Below are 18,435 nucleotides of genomic sequence, written 5' to 3'. Positions count from 1 at the left end.
TGGCCAATGTTAAGAAAAGTGATACAGATCGCGCTTGTGAGACAGCCAAAAACGCCCAAAACACCCATTAGTAAGACTAATGGGTCATTAGCCAGGCCACATTTGACAAGGCCTGGCAGCGAAAAACGCGAAATGAAAAAAGAGAAAAGCCGGTATCAGCGACGCAGAAAATTGGCCAGCAGCTGATGCCCCTGTTCAGTGAGAATACTTTCCGGGTGGAACTGAACACCTTCCAGCGGCAAAGTGCGATGGCTGATGCCCATAATCTCATCCGGCTCGCCGTCTTTTTCTGTCCATGCCGTCACTTCGAAACAGTCCGGCAGCGTATCAGGTTGAACGACCAGCGAGTGATAGCGGGTCACCGTCAGAGGGTTATTCAGGCCGCAAAACACACTGTGGTTATTGTGTCGCACCGGGGAGGTTTTGCCGTGCATGACTTGCCGGGCGCGCACCACTTTGGCGCCAAATACCTGCGCCATCGACTGATGCCCCAGGCAGACCCCCAGGATCGGCAGTTTGCCGGCAAAATGGGCAATCGCCGCCAGCGAAATACCGGCATCATCCGGGGTACACGGGCCAGGGGAAATCACCAGGTGGGACGGCGCCAGCGCGGCAATCCCCGCCAGATCAATCTCGTCATTACGAACCACCTTCACCTCAGCGCCCAGCTCACAGAAATACTGGTACAGGTTGTAAGTAAAAGAGTCGTAATTATCAATGATCAACAGCATAAGTATCCCTGCCCTGGCAAAATCGGCGCCCTATTTTGCAACAGGGAGGGAGAAAGGCAAGCAGGATTGCCTCCTGCCGGCCTTTTTAGCGTCAAAAGAGCGGGATCAGTGCTTCATCTGACAGCTGTCACCGTTGTACACCGCTTTCAGGCGGCCAGTTAAGCGCAGCGGTGCGTAGCTGCAAGGCACTTCGAACACCCCGTAAGCCAGCAGGCTCAGGCTCACCTGATCGCCGGCACCAATGCCGACATGGTTTAAGAACCGATTGTCCTCACGGTAGCGGCGCTGCTTGCCCGGCATCAGCCAAGTTTGCGTGCTGTCCCAGTACCAGCGATTGAACACCGGATAGACGGGATGGGCGCTCTTGTTTTTGAAGGTCAGCTGGAAACCGCGGTTATCCGGCTGTGCATAGCGCAGGCTGACCACCACAGGATCATGGTCTGAAGCGGAATAAGGCCCGGTCGATTTCACCAGATCTCCAGTGTGCTTATCTGAGTATTCAAACAGCGTACTTTCGACCGAATTAATGTGCCACTCTTCGATCCCCGCGACTTTCCCGGCCAGCGACAGGTTAGCCAGCGCGTGATCCAAACTGCCCAGCTCGCCCTCATAGCTGTAGGAATAAGCCGGCGTGTCGTGACCTTTGTCTGCCAGATTCACCAGACCCAGCCCTTTACCCGCTTCAATGCCCTGTTCATGCAGTACTTTGCCCGCCACAGACGTGCCCGACGCCGACAGTATCTTGCGCTCGGCACTGGCCGGATCATAGTCGGTCAGAATACGAATAGGATCTTCCTTGGCGTACGCATTCATATCGCCCAGTACCAGCAGATCGCCGTCGATATTTTTCAGCGCCTCAGACAACACCATAGCGGCAGAAACACGGAACGCATTACAGTGACCCTGCAAGTCAGCCGGATCGCTGTCAAACTCGCCGCTTACCCAGTCTTCGTAGCAACCTGAGCCTTTGGATTTCAGGTGATTCACCACCACGGTCAATGGCTGTGCATCCGCCGCATCTTGCACCACAAATGTCTGCATCAGGCTGTCACGCTGGTACTTGTCCAGCTGTTTCGTTTCGCCCTGAGGGCTCACTCCGGCCAGGTGCTGCTCCGGCATGCGGATCACCTGCGCCGCTGACGCTGGCTGGACTTTGCCCGGACGGTAGATCAGCGCGACTGTGATGGCATCTGAGCCCAGAAACTGGCCCTGGTGCATGTCCGCTTGCTCAATAGTAATGAAGCTGTAGTGATCCGCCGGATCACTGAACTGCTGGTTCAGCGTGCTGACCAGATTGGCCAGCGCACTGTGTTCGCCAAAGCCGTTATTTTCCATTTCCATGATGCCGACGATATCGGCATTCATGGCTGTGAGCGCATTGACTATCTTGCTGCGCTGCAGCTGGAAATCACTCAGGGTTTTGGCACCACGGTTACAGCCCTTGGCTGCATCGGCATCGGCCTGATCTTTACACATGGCATTCAGCGCGCCGCCTATGTCACTGTCGCTGGTAAAGAAATTAAGTACATTGAAACTGGCCACTTTCAGCTGCGTGTCCGGCACCTCCTGCGGGGCCAGAGTGCGATCGTCATGGTGGATAAAATCCGCCGCCGATACGGTATTGGTAGGCAGCAGACGGTACTCTCCGTAGCTGTAACCGATCACCCCTTCAAGATTAACGACAGTATCGCCTACCCGAACATAGCCCTGCTCGGCATCCAGTCCCGGGAAATACGGAATCACGCCTTCCGGCGCTTTGGCATCCGTGTCAATATAGAGCTGATTGCGATCATTCGCCGCAGCCAGGGCTTTGGCTTGCTCGCTGCCGGCCACGTAAAGCTGGGTCGGTTTCATTAATGGGGATGCGTGGGACAGCACCATATTGTTACGGTAGGAGGAATAATCGAAACCAAAATTACGGGTCACTTTCAGCTGGCTATCTGCCACCAGCCGGACACGCATGCCTTCATAGCGCTCCATGGCGTCGGCCAGCTGCTCACCGTCCCTGACGGTAATAGCAACCGGAGCCGGTGCGACACCGGGGGCTTCAATCACCAGCTTGTCCTGCTCAGCCAGTAATTGCGTCAGATCATAGTGCTCTTTTACCCTGGCTTTCAGGCACACCGTCATCCCCGGCTGCACGTCCGCTGCGACCTTAGCGCCGGTGTAGACAAAGATACCGTCAGAAGTATCAGCATTGCCGTCACCCTGCGGATCCTGCAGAAAGAAACCTTTATAAAGGCTGGTCACTCTGGCGGTTACCACCCCGCGCACGTAATAGGCATCTGGGCTGGTGTACTGGCCATCAGGGATCACCGGGCTCTTGAGGCCGTCCCCCTGCAGTTGATAAATCGGGGTCAGGGTTTGCGTGTCACAGCTAAAAGTGTCAGCCATTGCCTGCACAGGCAGTAAGCCCATGACAGCAGCCAATGGCAAAAGTGTGGTTCGTAACATGTCTGCAATCCTTTACATTTATTGAGAGCTATATCTAAAAAGGAATGCATTATTTAACACTTATACATCTCATAAATGTGACAGCATTAACAAACACCACACATATGCATCTTATGACATCATTTTAGTGATCTTACTCTAAAAATGAGAAGAAGGAATTTGCGTCAAACGGATACAAAAAAAGCAGAAGGTGCTGCCTTCTGCTTACATTTGTACGCTTAATGAGATTTACGATTAAGGGCGGGCAACAAAGCCCACAGCCTGGTAGACCTTCTTCAGCACCTCGGCGGCCCGTGCAGAGGCTTTTTCGGCACCGGTTTTCATTACCTGATCCAGGAAAGCGCGATCTTCACGGTATGCGTGATAACGCGCCTGTAGCGGCTCCAGCATCGCCACGACCGCTTCAGCAGTATCTTTCTTCAGATGGCCATACATCTTATCGCTGTACTCGGCTTCAATGTCGGCCAGGCTCTTGCCTGTCACACCCGACATGATACCCATCAGGTTCGACACCCCTGGCTTGTTCTCGATATCAAACACCACACGTGGCGGTTCTTCAGAATCGGTCACCGCGCGCTTGATCTTCTTGGTGATCGCTTTCGGATCTTCCAGCAGACCAATCACATTGTTGCGGTTGTCGTCTGACTTGGACATCTTCTTGAGCGGATCCTGCAGGCTCATGACGCGCGCACCAACAGGCGGGATGTAAGGTTCTGGCACCACAAAGGTATCGCCATACAGGTTGTTGAAGCGAATCGCGATATCACGGGCCAGCTCCAGGTGCTGCTTCTGGTCATTGCCCACAGGCACCTGATGCGCGCCGTACAGCAGGATATCTGCCGCCATCAGCACAGGATAAGAAAACAGGCCGGCATTGATGTTTTCCGAATGACGCTGCGACTTGTCTTTAAACTGCGTCATACGGTTCAGCTCACCCATCTGGGTGTAGCAGTTCAGCACCCAGGCGAGCTGTGCATGCTCAGGGGCATGAGACTGTACAAACAGGGTGCTCTTTTCCGGGCTGACGCCCACCGCCAGACACAGCGCCAGCGCATCCAGCGTGGCTTCACGCAGCGCGGCCGGATCCTGACGGACCGTGATGGCATGCAGGTCCACCACACAGTAGTGGCAGTTGTACTCATCCTGCATTTGTTCCCACTGACGCAGCGCACCCATGTAGTTACCAATACTTAACTCACCGGAAGGCTGTACGCCACTAAATACAATGGGTTTACTCATGATGGGATATTCCTGTTTTTCCTAAACATATCCGGCGACACCTATGCCGCCTGAAAACAATAAATGACCGGCTGAACCTGAACCGGTCGGAGCAACTCTGCGATTATGCGATAGCTACAACATCCAGCAACTGGCTGAACTGATCCAGCACCCGGTCAGGGTGGCTGTCGCTGATCGGCAGGCCATAGTTGTAGCCATAAGTCAGGCCGACAACATAGCATGAGGCTGCCTGAGCCGCCAGAACATCATTGCGGGAGTCGCCGACCATCAACATCTCGCTGCAACTCAGGCAATGTTTTTCCATCAGCCAGTGCAGCGCGTATGGATCCGGCTTTTTCTTCGGGAAGGTATCGCCGCCGATCACATCGGTAAAATACTGGCTGATCCCATACTCTTCAAGAATGTGCGGTACGAACTGAGAAGGTTTGTTGGTGACAATCGCCATCGGGAACCCTGCCTGATGCAGTGTTTCCAGCGTTTCTGTCACTCCCGGGTACAGCACTGTCTTCTTGTGGCCGCCTTCTCGATAAAAACGGTTAAACATCACCAGTGCTTTTTGGTGCAGCTCGGGATCCAGCGCCGGGTCCAGTTCAATGCTCTGACTCAGGGCACGGCCAATCAGCGTCTCAGCACCATTACCTATCCAGGTCTGGGTCTGCGCTTCGGTTACGCCGGGTAAGCCCAGTGCCTGCATGGTTTTATCGGCAGCGTCGGCGAGGTCAGGCACACTGTCGAGCAAGGTGCCGTCCAAATCAAACGCGATGAATCTAATACCTTCAATCTTCATTAACGCTTCACCTTTGCCAGCTCTGCCCGCATCTCGTCAATGACGGCCTTGTAATCCGGCTGACCAAAAATAGCCGAGCCGGCCACAAACATGTCGGCACCGGCCTGAGCAATTTCGCGGATATTGTCCACTTTCACCCCGCCGTCAATTTCCAGCCGGATTGTACGGCCAGAGGCCTCAATGCGCTCGCGCACCTGACGCAGTTTTTCCAGTGTATGCGGAATGAAAGACTGACCGCCGAATCCCGGATTGACCGACATCAGCAAAATCATGTCCAGCTTGTCCATCACATGATCGAGATAATGCAGCGGCGTACCCGGGTTGAACACCACCCCGGCCTGGCAGCCGTGGTCTTTGATCAGCTGCAGGCTTCTGTCCAGATGCTCTGTCGCTTCGGCGTGAATGGTAATCATGGTCGCGCCGGCCTTGGCAAAATCCGGAATGATGCGATCCACCGGCTTGACCATCAAATGCACATCAATCGGTGCTGTAATGCCATAGTCACGCAGCGCTTTACAGATCGGGGCCCCAAAGGTGAGGTTAGGGACGTAGTGGTTATCCATTACATCAAAGTGGATAACATCGGCACCGGCGGCCAGCACTTTTTCAACGTCTTCACCCAAACGGGCAAAATCGGCAGACAAAATGGAGGGAGCGATCAGAAAATCCGTCATGTTCAGCCTCTGTACTTGAATGGGTTCCCGCTTGGTATACCTATACGGGGCAGTAAATGAGCAAAATTCTACCCGATATCCACTCCGATGTCTTACCGATTTGTTCCGTGATCCTATCTGTGTTTACAGGCTAAGCTAAACCTTAAGGAAGCGCAGAGGACAGGAGTTGCACATGAAGCACAAGCCAGCGTCAAAGAAAACCAATCTGTGGCGCAGCGTGGGCGCTGCTCTGTTGGGAGTTCAGTCAGATCACAGCCGGCAACAGGATTTCAGCCAACCGAGTGCCCTGCCCTTTATTGTGGCAGGACTGGCCGCTATCTTTCTGTTTGTGGGAATGCTGGTGATTATCAGTCGTTTTGTGGCGGGCTGAACAGCGCCAGCAGTTCGTCTACTTTATTGCGGCCACCGCCATTTCGGCTGATCGTGCGTTTGACCCGCACCACTGACAACTCTGCACCGTGATACAGGCGGCGGGTCAGTGTGGTGTCATGATTGGAAATCAGCACCGGAATGTGCCTTTCTGTTGCGGCTTTTTCTGCCACATCGGCCAGCGCTGCCTGATCATCCAGGCTGAAACCATTGCCGGCATAGGACGTAAAATTGGCCGTGGTTGACAGAGGAGCATACGGCGGATCGCAATAAATCACACTGCCTTTGCGGGCGCGGGAAAACGTCTGGTGGTAGCCTTCACAGATAAAGGTCGCTTTTTTGGCCTTTTCTGCAAAGTGGTACATTTCTGCTTCCGGGAAATAGGGCTTTTTATACGAACCAAACGGCACGTTAAAGCCACCCTTTTTGTTGTAACGGCACAAGCCGTTAAAACCATGGCGGTTCATATAGAGAAAATACAGAGAACGCAGGTAAGTATCCTGAGTCTGGTTAAACGCTTCGCGGATAGCCAGATAGGCACCTTTCTGGTTGTATTCCGGAGTGAAATACTGCCGTGCGTCTTCGATATAACGCTCGGGTTCATGCTTAATCACATTGTAAAGATTGATTAAATCCGGATTGATATCAGCCAGCAGATAGTCGTCGTAGTCCGTGTTTAGAAACACAGAGCCCGCACCGACAAAAGGTTCAACCAGTTTTCGTGCAGGTGGCAGATGTCGTCTGATGTCCTCGACCAGAGAAAACTTGCCTCCGGCCCATTTCAGAAAGGCACGCTGCTTTTTCATTTGGTTAACCTACCACCCATAACGACTGTCTTTTCAAAGGTGGCGGATTGTAACCTATTTCTCACCTGACCCATACTGCTTGGGGACAATTATCCCCCCAACAACTGAATTACTGCCGACCGGACACCATGCGGTTACTGAACCCGATCGATTTCACGGTGGATCTGAGTATAAGATTTCACCCAGGGCTGCACCGATTGCACTTTCGCCGGTAGCTGTGCCTGGGCCCGGCGGGCGGCAGCCACACTGCTGTAATCACCTGTGACCACAATATACCAGCGCACTCCCTGCCGCTGCGTCTGATATACCTGAGCGATATCTTCAATCCCGTATTCATTGAGGAAACTGCGGGTAGCCTCCAGCGAATGCATAGCGGCCAGCTGCAACGCATAATGACGGCTATTGACCGACTTGAGCGTCTCTCTATCTGCGGTCATGACGGCCTGCAAGCCGGTCAGCTGAGGTGCTGTGGGTGCTCTGTCTGCCGGCGCTGTGCTGACAGGTTCGGCACCTTGCGCTTGCTCCGCTGCTGAAGCCACGGCGGGTATACCAGCCTGTGCCCCCTCTGCCGCGAGAGGGTTAGCCGCCTGACTGAGAGCGTCCTGGGCAGCCACGGCCAGCTCGCCTGAGCCACCGGTTTCCTGCTCGGTGATCATGGCATCCACCACATCCGAAGGCAGGACTACACGCTGACCTGCGGTATTGCTGCGGCCAACGGTCAATCCTTCAATCTTGACCGGCTCGGGCAAGATCTCCGCGTTAGCCTCGGCAGAGGCCGGCGCCCCTGTTTCTGCTACCTGGTTAACGCTATTGTCTGTGCGGTCAATGGCTACGCTGTCCGTTGTCATAGGTGACCGCTCATCATCCTCAGCCGGTGACACAACAAGGCCATCCGCTGATTGTGCCAGCACTTCATCTGCTGCCGCCATATCCGGGCTGAATGATTGCGTCTCGGCTTGAGATGATGCCGTCTGATCGGGAAAGTACCAGAACACGAGGCCAGCCGCTGCAATGACCAGCAACAACAGCAAGAGTGCTGCCGGGGAAAAAGCTCTGGAGCTTGTATTGGCCATATTCGCCACCTCCGTGTGATTGAGTGCCGATAAGGCGCCTGGGGTCGGTGTCACCTCCGCCGCCTGCGCTTTGAGGGCCCGGCGCTGATTGGCATCGAGTGAATGGGTGGCCAGAACCAATTCCAGAAACGCCTGTACTTCCTGTTCAGGCAACAAGGGAATTTCCAGCTCCAGTGGCGTCTGTCCCTGACCATGAGAGACCTGATGCAAGGCTTTGGTTAACCGACCAGTCTGACTAAAGAGTAGTACATTCACCTGCCAGTCTGCTGAATCTTGTGATTTCACAACCAGAGCCCACAGCTCGCCAATCAGTGCCGGACTGAGCAAATGCGCATCATCGATCACGAGCAGCAACTCGACCGGTTTTCCGGCCAGCAGACGCTCGACACTCTGGTGCAAGGGATCACTCTCGTTAAACACGGCGCCCGGAATCAGCTGATTAAGCAATATGGTTCTGTGCTGGCTGTCATTCTGTGCCGGGTGACACATCAGCAATGCCTGCCGGGTATGGGTAATACCGTCTGAGTCGGCCCATTGCTCAAGGTAACGTTGCGCCAGCCAGGATTTACCGGCCCCGGGTTCGCCGCTGATTTGGATCAAATGGGAGCTGAATCGGGTCAGGAACTGTACCCGGGAAAGCAATTGGATCTGGCTGTCCAGATCCAGTGACGTCAGAGAAGCGGCTATTGTCATGTATGATTACAACATCAGGGTTCTATCACCTGACGCAGGATGTCATTGGGTACATCAGAAACGACCTCAGCACGACCAATTCCAGTCGGTAATACCAGCCTGAGCTTACCTGACAACACTTTCTTATCCCGCATCATGTGCTTGATATAATGGTCAAAGTTCATAGTTTCCGGTGCAACAACCGGTAGGTCTGCCTGCACCAGCAATGAACGGATTTTTTCCGCTTCCGCTGATGTCATCAAACCTAACAGACAAGCCGTTTGTGCCGCTTGTACCGTGCCGGCAGCAACAGCTTCACCGTGAAGCCAATTACCATACCCCATCTCAGCTTCAATCGCATGACCAAAAGTGTGACCTAGATTCAGCAGCGCGCGTACACCTGACTCTTTCTCGTCCGCGGCAACCACATCGGCTTTGATCTGGCAGCAACGTGCAATCGCCTTGCTCAATGCTCCGGCATCCAGCGTACGCAATTGATCCAGATGTTGTTCCAGCCAGTGGAAGAAATCCTGGTCAACGATAATGCCGTATTTGATCACTTCCGCCATCCCGGCTGCAAACTCGCGGGCAGGCAGGCTTTTCAGACAGTCGGTGTCAATGATCACCGCCTGTGGCTGATAAAAGGCTCCGACCATGTTTTTACCCAAAGGGTGATTGACGGCCGTTTTACCGCCGACCGATGAGTCTACCTGCGCCAGCAGGGTTGTCGGAACCTGAATAAAATCCACCCCACGCTGGAAACAGGCAGCGGCAAAGCCCACGACATCGCCAATCACGCCACCACCCAGTGCCACCAGCACCACGTCGCGGCCATAACTGCCTTCCAGCAGAAATGTCATGATTTGATTAAAAGTATCGAGGGTTTTGTACTGCTCGCCGTCAGGGAGGTTGAGCAGGGCCACGTCCTTTGCCAGTGGACTGAGCGTGGCCTGCAGGGTGTCGGCATAAAGAGGGGCGACAGTGTCATTACTGACGATAACAACCCGTCGACCAGTCACAGAGGTGAAATAGTCCGGATCAGACAGTAATCCGGTGCCAATTGAAATATCGTAACTTCTCTCACCCAGACTGACTGTAATCCGCTCCATGACTCGTTGTTTCTCCGTCGTTAACGCTCTTCCAGCATTTTGATAATTTGATTAGCAACGACCTTAGCACTCTGGTCGTCGGTACGTACTGTGTAATCCGCTACTTCTTCATACAATGGATTACGCTCTTCTGCAAGCGCTTCAAGCACTTCACGAGGTTTATCGGTTTGCAGCAGAGGGCGCTTCTTGTCACGCTGAGTACGTGCCAGCTGTTTCTCAATGGTGGTTTCCAGATACACCACGATACCACGAGCTGACAGACGGTTTCGGCTCTCTTTGCTTTTCACCGAGCCTCCCCCGGTCGCCAGGACTATGCCTTGCTCCTGGGTAAGATCGTCGATGACCGCTTCTTCACGGGCACGGAAGCCTTCCTCGCCTTCTACGTCGAAGACCCAGCTGATGTCGGCGCCGGTACGCTCTTCGATCACAGTATCTGAGTCAAGAAACTCCATATGTAACTGCTGTGCAAGGTGTCTGCCAATGGTGCTCTTACCGGCTCCCATTGGTCCTACCAAGAAAATATTTCGTTTTTCAGCCATGTTTAGCAAATATACGCGCGATTAAAAAATAGACAAAACCGCCCACAGGCTATTGATTTGCAAGCCTGAGGCGCCAACTTCCTCACATTTCATTCGTGATAAGACCGAAAATTATCTCAGGACTCACTGCTGTTTGGCAATAGCCAGTCTCAGTCAAGCACCTCATCTCAGCAAAATAAACACCCCCTGCGCCTGCGCCTGGCCTCACTATCGGAGGATTTTCGGGGTCACGAAAATTAATAATTCACGCCTGGTATCACGTTCGAGCTCTTGCCTGAACAGACTGCCCAGCAAAGGGATATCCCCCAGCAAGGGCACTTTACGCACGGCCTGACTGAACTGATGCTGGAAAATGCCGCCCAGCACTATGGTCTCGCCATTATCCACCAGTACCTGGGTGCCAATCCGCTGGGTATCAATCGCAACTGCTTCTCCTGTGCCTGTCATCACCGTCTCGCCGGGCTTATTCTGCGTAACCTCAAGATCCAGCACCAGTTTATCATCCGGGGTGATCTGCGGCGTTACCATAAGGCTCAGTACGGCTTTTTTAAAGGAAACAGACACGGCGCCACTTGACGAGGCTTCGAGATAGGGAATCTCTGTCCCCTGCTCAATATAGGCCATTTTTTTGTTCGTCGTGACCAGTCGGGGACTGGAAATGATTTCTGCTTTCTCCTCGGCCTGCAGGGCCGACAATTCCAGATCCAGCAGTTGATCCCCCCATCTCGCCACCTGAAAGGCGATTCTGGCGGCGCCAGCCTGAGCGCCGAGGTTCACATTGAGATAATCACTGACATCCGGCTCGAGATTATCGGCCCCCAAAGCCGCCAGGTTTCCTTCAATGGACCCTCCGAGCGTCACGCTGCCACTGGTGTCTAACATCCCCCAACGTACGCCAAGATCCGTGATATCCTTTTCATTCATGCTGACAATGCGTGCTTCTATCTGCACCTGCTTGACCGGTTTATCCAAGGTGTCAATGATAGCAAGCAGGGTATCCATGCTGTCGGCCACCTCCTTGACAACAAGGGCGTTCGTTCTGTCATCCACATGCAGTGCGCCATACTCGGTCAGCAACCCCGACTGGCCGGGTTTACCCGCCAGCATGTCGGCTAAATCCGTGGCTTTAGCGTAACGGACCAGAATCACTTCAGTTTTAAGTTCCTGTCCCTGCAAGGGATAACGAGAAGTCTGCGCCTCCTGAGCAGCCATTGCCGCTCTTGGCGCCACCACCATAATATTGCCGTGGCGCTGATAGGCCAGCCCTTTCATCTGCAGCACAATATCCAGCGCCTGAGACCAGAGCACATCTTTGAGGTTAAGGGTAATATTGCCCTGTACATCATCGGAAACCACCAGGTTATGCTGCTGGTGATCGGCCATCACCTGTAACAACTGGCGCACCGGGACATCCTGAAAGTTAAGCGACAATCGCTTCCCATCTCCCGAGGATACCCCCTCAGACTCTGCCATGGCCGAGGCAGTGGCAAGCACAGCGATCATGCTGAATGTCAGCATGAACAGCGCACAAAAAGTATGCATGTTTTTTCTTTCCTGAATATGTATGCTCAGACCGAAGTCAGGAGAGGTTTTCTGGCACAATGAACCACCTGCCCCGTTGAGAAATATGAAGAATGTGATGCGTCTCAACAGGACAGCCGGGCACGCCGCGGGTCTGTAAAAGTAATCCTGTTTGCCTGGCATCCACGCTGAGTACTCTGACTCTGGGCCCGATAATCTGATCTGGTCTGGCTTCGAACAGCCGACCGTCATCAGCACTCAGCAACGCCGCCCATCCGTACTCATCCTTGACGCTGCCCTTCATCATCAGCCCTTTAAGCAGCATGTCGGTTGCCGATATCTGACACGTTACAGGTTCAGTTTCTATCACCTCAAAGCGCTGAAACGGAGAACCAAGCGGACTGACGCTAAACGCCGGTGCCTCTGCCAGGCTGAATCCTGTGACCGGCAAAGCCATTGGCAGCAAAGCAAAGCTGAACATGCGGTATAAAAAGTGGCGGTAAGAAAAGTCACGGAGGCAAAAAGTGATCATTGGCGCACCTCCAGTTTCGGGTCGTCAGCCAGAATCGAGTCACCACTCGGCACTGGCATCTGATAAAGGTGCGCACTTCCTGTGACCCGCAGCTCATCCGATTGTCCGTCGGCAGGCTGCATCGTCAGTTCATTAACCACCAGCAGCCAGTGCATGGATGCCAGCCGGGCTAACAATGTTCCTGCCGAACCATAGTCACCCTGCCATGCGAAGAGCAAAGGCTGCACACTGTACCACTGGTGATTTTCTCTTTTTCCCCACCTGAGATGCTGCAAGGTTACCTCTGCCTCCACACTGAGTGTTTCGATGTCAGCCAGTACTTGCGGCCAGGCTGATTGATCAGGCAACCGGGCCGCTTGCTGTCGGTAAAGGGCCATCATTTTACCTGTCCGTTCAGACCACTCAGGCAGCAACGCCGCCTGGGTGCGCTGCAGGGTAAGCTGCGCCATCAGTGACTGGGCCTGCGCTTGCAAATCATGATGCTGCTGGAGCAACGCTTTGATGCTCCAATGCCAAAAAAGCAGAATTAGCAGCCCCAGCAACCCCAGGCAGACAACCAACTGGTAACGCAGTGGCCAGCCTGGCATCGTCTCCAGTGTCAGATCCCGCCAGTCAGTCATGAACATCCTCCAATGGCGGCGAAACTAAACGCATGGTGACTGAAAATCGCTGAACGGCTGCTTCGCCGGCGGAGAGCGGCTCACCAGGTCCCGCGGAATGCTGGTGGCGTTGTACAGAATGCAGCTGACTGTTACTCACCCAATCCTGATGCTCGATGCGGGCCAGAAAATCCGGCAATGCCGTCAGTTGCCTGGTCTGGCCGGCCAGAACCAGGTTATTGTCTTTGAGTGTCAGCTTCTCCAGCCCGGCGGACAGCGGCAGGAGATCAGGCAAATTATTGAGCAGGTGGATCAAGGGAAAACGCGCATGATGCCAGCGGCTAACCGCCGCCAAGCGAGACTGGTACAACTGGTGCTGGCGCTGATAATCCGCCAGTTTGGCAAGATCAGGTGCCAGTGCGAGTATTTGCTGCTGAATGCGATCGTTACTGCTTTTCTGGCGTGCCGCCCGCTCTCCGTGATAAAGCCGCAAACTCCCCATGATCAGCACTGCCAGCACAACCGTCGCCGCCAGGCAGTACCAGAACCGGCGGGCATGCGCGACACGCAGTGCTTCACGCCAGGGCAAGAGATTGACCGGGATCAGCATGATAATGCCCCCCGGACCGCCAAAGCCGCAACTCTGGCCCAGGCGGTATCCAGCGGCATCGCCGCCGACGACCGGTGCTGTAGAGAAAACACCTGCCCGGGCGTCAGAAAAGCAACGGGCAATCCGCATGCTTGCTGCCACAAAGTCAGCTCGTCGTCTGACAAAGCTCGGCCCGTTAGCCACAGTCCGGTTAGCGGCGACAGGGAATGATAATGTTGCAGTTGCCGGATCAGTTCCGAGGAGGGCGCATTACCAGCCCGGCTCAGCAAAAAGGTACGATGCAGCGGCAGGTTATGTGAAAAACCGGCGGCCAGATCAGTATCCTCAGGGCCCAGACAGACCAGTGCCGGATTCGCTCCCATTGCCGTTATTGCCTGCCGGTGACAGTATTCCAGCAGCCACAAGAGTGCACGCGCCTGCAATTCCATGATCACCGGTTCAAAACCGGCCTCACGTACGCTCTGAGTTCTTGCTTCAACTAAGGTCGTCTTGGCCGCAAAGACCTGAAAACGCAAGGCACTGTCCGTTGCCCCCTGTCCGGGAGCCGGAGATGGATAATAATCCAGGCTCAGTGCCTCGGGATCCATCGACAAGGTACCCGCCAGTATCTTTGCCAGTTCGCTTCCGATATCCTGTCCCCAGCGTTGTTCTAGCGTAAGCTCGCGCTGCACCACCTCATTGTCGGGCAGTGACAGCACAGTGCGAACCGAACGCTTTGGAAGCAGAGTCCGTATTTTACGCAAGGCTGACAACAAGATAGGTCCGGACAGGCTATTGTGATGGAGCCCGCCACCGGGGGACGTCCCGGCAAATTCTGCAGGAGACAAAGCGACTTCAGCGTAATGCAATAACGCAAGCCGTCCTTTATTTTGCTTAAGCACGACCGCCTTTACACTATGGTGGCCGATATCTATCCCGGTCCAGACTGGCTTGTGCAACATGGCGTGGTATGCTCCCCTGGTAAAGACAAGGCAAAATTATTCGAATAAACACCTCTGACGGCGTTAAATTTATTTGAGTTATCTTTATACTACTGACTGAAATAGCGCGGATGGCCTAACGAAGGTGTAACGGGAATTCTCAAGTGAAGTTCATAAAGCGATTATTTATTTTTGCAATCATTTGCATCATTCTTGGAGTCAGCACGATTTTTGGTTTCTACCTTTATCTGAAACCGAATCTCCCTGATGTCGCAACGCTTAAAAACGTTGAGTTACAAACACCTATGCAGGTCTACAGTGCTGACGGCGAACTGATTTCCCAGTTTGGTGAAAAGCGCCGCATTCCGCTGACTCTGGATCAAATACCTCAGCAGATGATCAATGCGGTGATCGCGACCGAAGACAGCCGCTATTACGATCACCCGGGCATCGACCCTATCGGCATCGCCCGTGCGGCCTTTGTGGTAGCGACCTCAGGTTCGGCTAAGCAAGGCGCCAGTACCATTACCCAGCAGCTTGCGCGTAACTTTTTCCTCAGTAATGAGAAAAAAATCATGCGTAAAATCAAAGAGATTTTCATCGCTGTTCACATTGAACAGCTGCTGAGCAAAGATGAAATCCTGGAGCTGTACCTGAACAAAATTTACCTGGGTTACCGGGCCTATGGCGTCGGTGCAGCGGCGCAGGTCTATTTTGGTAAAGACGTCAGCCAGCTGACGCTGAGCGAAATCGCCATCATTGGCGGCCTGCCGAAAGCGCCTTCCACCATGAACCCTATCTACTCGCTGGATCGGGCAACCACGCGCCGTAATGTCGTCTTGAGCCGTATGCTGGATGAAGGCTACATCACCCGGACTGAATTCGAACAGGCCAAAGCAGAGCCAATCGTAGCCCGCTATCACGGTGCGGAAATTGCGCTCAATGCCCCTTACTTTGCCGAACGCGCCAGAGCCTGGATGCTGGATCGCTACGGTGAAGATGCCTACACCTCCGGCATGAAAGTGTTCACCACGGTTAACCCCAAATTGCAGCGGGCAGCACAACAGGCCGCCATACAAAACCTGATGGATTATGACCAGCGCCACGGTTTCCGGGGTGCGGTGGCCACCCTGTGGATGCCGGAACAGGCGGTATGGGATGAGCAGATGATCCTGGATCATCTGGCCAAACAACCAAGCTACGGGGAGCTGGAGCCTGCCGTGGTGATCAAGGTTGACCAGAAAAGCGCGGAAGTCGTCCTGCGCAGCGGCCAGCACCAGAGTCTCGAGTGGGATGGCATGAAGTGGGCACGCCGCTTCATTACCGACTCCAGCCAGGGCCCGGCACCGAAGTCAGCGCCTGAGATCCTGGCACCGGGCCAGCAAATCTGGGTACAGCAGAAAGGTGAGAGCTGGGTGCTGAGCCAGGTGCCCGACGCCAACACCGCCTTTGTCGCCATTTCGCCATACAATGGCGCAGTGCAGGCCATGGTGGGCGGGTTTAACTTTGTCCACAGCAAATTTAACCGGGCAACCCAATCTATCCGCCAGGTAGGTTCGAGCATCAAGCCGTTTATTTATTCAGCCGGTCTGAACTCAGGTATGACACTGGCGACTCTGATCAACGACGCACCGGTGAACAGCTGGGATAAAAGCATGGGCACCGCCTGGCGCCCGAAAAACTCACCGCCGACATACAATGGCCCTACCCGTCTGCGTATCGGCCTGGCGCAGTCGAAAAACGTTATGGCGGTCCGCGTCCTGCAAGATGTTGGACTGGACGATACCATCAGCTACCTGACCCGCTTTGGTTTCAAGCGTGAAGATATCCCCCGGGCAGAAGCCATCGCTCTGGGTGCCGGCAGCCTGACCCCGCTGGAAATGGTGCAGGGTTTCTCTGTGTTTGCAAATGGCGGCTACTTTGTTGAGCCTTATTTCATCGAACGCGTGGAAGATGCCTACGGCAACCTGGTGTATCAGGCCCATCCGAATGTTGTCTGTAATGATGATTGCCAGCGCAAAGAGCAGCTGGCCGGTAACCATGTGGTGGCCAGCCGCGCGGTGATGCATGACATCGCCATCAGTGAGGAAGAACTGGGCCCGACGGGCAGTGCCACTGAAGCCGATCAGCAACCGATTCGCATCGCACCGCAAGTTGTCACCGAGCAGAACGCTTTTCTGGTTCGTGAAATGCTGGAAAGCAATATCTGGGGCGGCGGTGACTGGCGCCATGGCAGTGGCTGGAACGGCACAGGCTGGCGGGGCCAGGTACTGAAACGCCGTGATATCGGGGGGAAAACCGGTACCACCAACGATTCCAAAGATGCCTGGTATACAGGGTTCGGGCCCGGTATTGTCGCCACCGCCTGGGTAGGCTTTGATAATCACAGCCGTGAACTGGGCCGTACCAGTACTAACCCCAACATTGATGATGATCAAACGGCCGGCGCGGAAGCCGGAGCCAAAACAGCGCAACCCGCCTGGATAGGCTTCATGGAGCAGGCGCTGCAGGATGTGCCAGAACAACACAAGCAATTGCCGCCCAACATAGTTCAGGTACGTATCGACCGTGACACGGGCAAGCTGACCAAAAAGAATGATTATACTTCTATGTTCGAGTACTTCATTCAGGGCAGTGAACCGAAAGAGTATGTCGGTGAAGGAGGCAGCGACGGCGGCCTGTTTGAATCCGACAGTTCGGACGAACTGTTCTGATTAACCGCTCTGAACAACAGGGTCTGAGCACGAAAAAAACAAGCGCGCCTTCAGGCGCGCTTGTTTTTTCTTAACTGTCCAGATGCAGACTGATACTGCGCCTGATTTGCTCCGCCAGCTGTTCATAGCGACCTTTGAGCGGTGAACCGGGACGGTAAGCCAGCGTAATTAAACGGCTCGGTTCAGGATCACAGGCTTTCAGATAGCACACGCCATCCCGCTTGGTCGCATGAGGCGTTGCCAGCTTAGGCAGCAAGGTTATACCACTGCCGGCTGCCACCATATTGCGCAGGGTTTCCAGACTGGTTGCCTTGAAACTGCCGTCCTCCTTCGCGCCGGCAGCAAAGCAAAAACCCATCGCCTGATCCCGCAGACAGTGTCCGTCACCCAGCATCAGCAGCGTATGACCATTCAGCTCGTGCATTGGCAACTCACTTCTGTCCGCCCAGGGATGCCCCTCCGGCACCGCCAGCACCATAGGTTCATGATAAAGAGACAGCTCTTTGAAATGCTCGCTTTCTTTTACAGCCGCCAGAATGATGCAGTCCAGTTTGCCTTCTTCTAATTGCTGCACCAGCACCTGAGTCTGCGCTTCATGCAGATACAACTCTAACTGGGGAAATGCCGCTTTAAGTGCTGGAATAATCAGAGGCAATAAATACGGCCCGACAGTAGGAATAAAGCCGACATGCAGCGGGCCGGCCATGCTTTCCCCCTGCTGACTGGCCATTTCTGCCAGTACTTTAACTTCGTGCAGCACCTTTCTTGCCTGAGTCACCAGACTGAGCCCGACATCCGTAAACAGCACCTTGCGGCTGGTGCGCTCCAGCAAAGACACCCCTAACTCGGTTTCCAGCTTACGTATCTGCCCGCTCAGGGTCGGCTGACTGACAAAGCACGCCTCTGCCGCTTTTCGGAAATGACGGTGCTCAGACAGTGCCACCAGATATTCGAGATCTCGGATATTCATCAATCAGTTCCCATTTTATTTAATAGAAATTAACGATTGATAAGATAACAGCAAACGATTAGAGCTATCAATCCAAATTTCGCATACTAGCCCCATCAACAGGAACAAGACAAAAA

At 54.1% G+C, this 18,435-nt stretch carries 17 protein-coding genes; 2 read left to right on the top strand and 15 right to left on the bottom strand.

Annotation, left to right across the window (positions count from 1 at the left end; translation table 11 throughout):
• Nucleotides 1-155: 155 nt before the first annotated feature.
• The 5 genes from D6M16_RS20765 to rpe form a co-directional block, all read right to left on the bottom strand.
• Nucleotides 156-731 (bottom strand): aminodeoxychorismate/anthranilate synthase component II, encoded by a 576-nt coding sequence (locus D6M16_RS20765; RefSeq protein ID WP_120513788.1) that lies wholly within the window; start codon nucleotides 729-731, stop codon nucleotides 156-158.
• Nucleotides 732-836: 105 nt separating this feature from the next.
• Nucleotides 837-3,185 (bottom strand): ExeM/NucH family extracellular endonuclease, encoded by a 2,349-nt coding sequence (locus D6M16_RS20760; protein ID WP_120513787.1) that lies wholly within the window; start codon nucleotides 3,183-3,185, stop codon nucleotides 837-839.
• 234 nt (nucleotides 3,186-3,419) lie between these two features.
• The gene (trpS, locus tag D6M16_RS20755; RefSeq protein WP_120513786.1) at nucleotides 3,420-4,424 is read right to left on the bottom strand and encodes a tryptophan--tRNA ligase; all 1,005 of its coding nucleotides are present in this window, start codon (nucleotides 4,422-4,424) and stop codon (nucleotides 3,420-3,422) included.
• Between the two features lie 103 nt (nucleotides 4,425-4,527).
• Entirely contained in the window at nucleotides 4,528-5,211 is a 684-nt protein-coding gene (locus tag D6M16_RS20750; protein ID WP_120513785.1) for a phosphoglycolate phosphatase, read from the bottom strand.
• Nucleotides 5,211-5,885 (bottom strand): ribulose-phosphate 3-epimerase, encoded by a 675-nt coding sequence (rpe, locus tag D6M16_RS20745; RefSeq protein WP_120513784.1) that lies wholly within the window; start codon nucleotides 5,883-5,885, stop codon nucleotides 5,211-5,213. Before rpe ends, D6M16_RS20750 begins: the two co-directional genes overlap by 1 nt.
• A gap of 172 nt (nucleotides 5,886-6,057) precedes the next feature.
• On the opposite strand from rpe, the gene D6M16_RS20740 reads away from it, so the two are divergent.
• Nucleotides 6,058-6,255: a DUF2970 domain-containing protein gene (locus tag D6M16_RS20740; RefSeq protein ID WP_120513783.1), complete on the top strand. Its 198-nt coding sequence runs from the start codon at nucleotides 6,058-6,060 to the stop codon at nucleotides 6,253-6,255.
• Here the strand turns inward: D6M16_RS20740 and dam are convergent.
• The 9 genes from dam to pilM form a co-directional block, all read right to left on the bottom strand.
• Nucleotides 6,233-7,060 (bottom strand): adenine-specific DNA-methyltransferase, encoded by an 828-nt coding sequence (dam, locus tag D6M16_RS20735; protein WP_120513782.1) that lies wholly within the window; start codon nucleotides 7,058-7,060, stop codon nucleotides 6,233-6,235. The genes D6M16_RS20740 and dam overlap by 23 nt on opposite strands.
• Before the next feature lie 134 nt (nucleotides 7,061-7,194).
• A complete protein-coding gene (locus tag D6M16_RS20730) occupies nucleotides 7,195-8,826 on the bottom strand; it encodes an AAA family ATPase (RefSeq protein WP_120513781.1) in 1,632 nt (543 codons plus the stop codon).
• A 14-nt stretch (nucleotides 8,827-8,840) separates the two neighbouring features.
• Nucleotides 8,841-9,914, bottom strand: coding sequence for a 3-dehydroquinate synthase (aroB, locus tag D6M16_RS20725; RefSeq protein WP_120513780.1), 1,074 nt, complete (start codon nucleotides 9,912-9,914; stop codon nucleotides 8,841-8,843).
• Nucleotides 9,915-9,934: 20 nt separating this feature from the next.
• Nucleotides 9,935-10,453: a shikimate kinase AroK gene (aroK, locus tag D6M16_RS20720; protein ID WP_027250635.1), complete on the bottom strand. Its 519-nt coding sequence runs from the start codon at nucleotides 10,451-10,453 to the stop codon at nucleotides 9,935-9,937.
• 207 nt (nucleotides 10,454-10,660) lie between these two features.
• A complete protein-coding gene (locus tag D6M16_RS20715; protein WP_240435672.1) occupies nucleotides 10,661-11,995 on the bottom strand; it encodes a type IV pilus secretin PilQ in 1,335 nt (444 codons plus the stop codon).
• Between the two features lie 37 nt (nucleotides 11,996-12,032).
• Nucleotides 12,033-12,506 (bottom strand): hypothetical protein, encoded by a 474-nt coding sequence (locus D6M16_RS20710; protein ID WP_120513779.1) that lies wholly within the window; start codon nucleotides 12,504-12,506, stop codon nucleotides 12,033-12,035.
• Nucleotides 12,503-13,126, bottom strand: a complete 624-nt coding sequence (locus D6M16_RS20705; RefSeq protein ID WP_162941124.1) for a type IV pilus inner membrane component PilO — start codon at nucleotides 13,124-13,126, stop codon at nucleotides 12,503-12,505. The genes D6M16_RS20710 and D6M16_RS20705 overlap by 4 nt, the downstream gene beginning before the upstream one ends.
• Nucleotides 13,119-13,715: a PilN domain-containing protein gene (locus tag D6M16_RS20700; protein WP_162941123.1), complete on the bottom strand. Its 597-nt coding sequence runs from the start codon at nucleotides 13,713-13,715 to the stop codon at nucleotides 13,119-13,121. Before D6M16_RS20700 ends, D6M16_RS20705 begins: the two co-directional genes overlap by 8 nt.
• Entirely contained in the window at nucleotides 13,709-14,656 is a 948-nt protein-coding gene (gene pilM / locus D6M16_RS20695) for a type IV pilus biogenesis protein PilM (protein WP_120513776.1), read from the bottom strand. The genes D6M16_RS20700 and pilM overlap by 7 nt, the downstream gene beginning before the upstream one ends.
• Before the next feature lie 143 nt (nucleotides 14,657-14,799).
• Here pilM and D6M16_RS20690 point away from each other — a divergent pair, with 143 nt between their 5' ends.
• Nucleotides 14,800-17,349: a penicillin-binding protein 1A gene (locus tag D6M16_RS20690; protein WP_120513775.1), complete on the top strand. Its 2,550-nt coding sequence runs from the start codon at nucleotides 14,800-14,802 to the stop codon at nucleotides 17,347-17,349.
• Nucleotides 17,350-17,419: 70 nt separating this feature from the next.
• Here the strand turns inward: D6M16_RS20690 and oxyR are convergent, their stop codons facing one another.
• On the bottom strand, nucleotides 17,420-18,319 hold the full coding sequence (gene oxyR / locus D6M16_RS20685; protein WP_120513774.1) for a DNA-binding transcriptional regulator OxyR: 900 nt from the start codon (nucleotides 18,317-18,319) through the stop codon (nucleotides 17,420-17,422).
• Nucleotides 18,320-18,435 lie beyond the last annotated feature (116 nt).

The organism is Photobacterium salinisoli (assembly GCF_003614885.1).
GTDB lineage: Bacteria > Pseudomonadota > Gammaproteobacteria > Enterobacterales > Vibrionaceae > Photobacterium > Photobacterium salinisoli.
The sequence above is the reverse complement of the archived record's forward strand: the minus strand, read 5'-3'. Positions and strand labels throughout refer to the sequence as shown.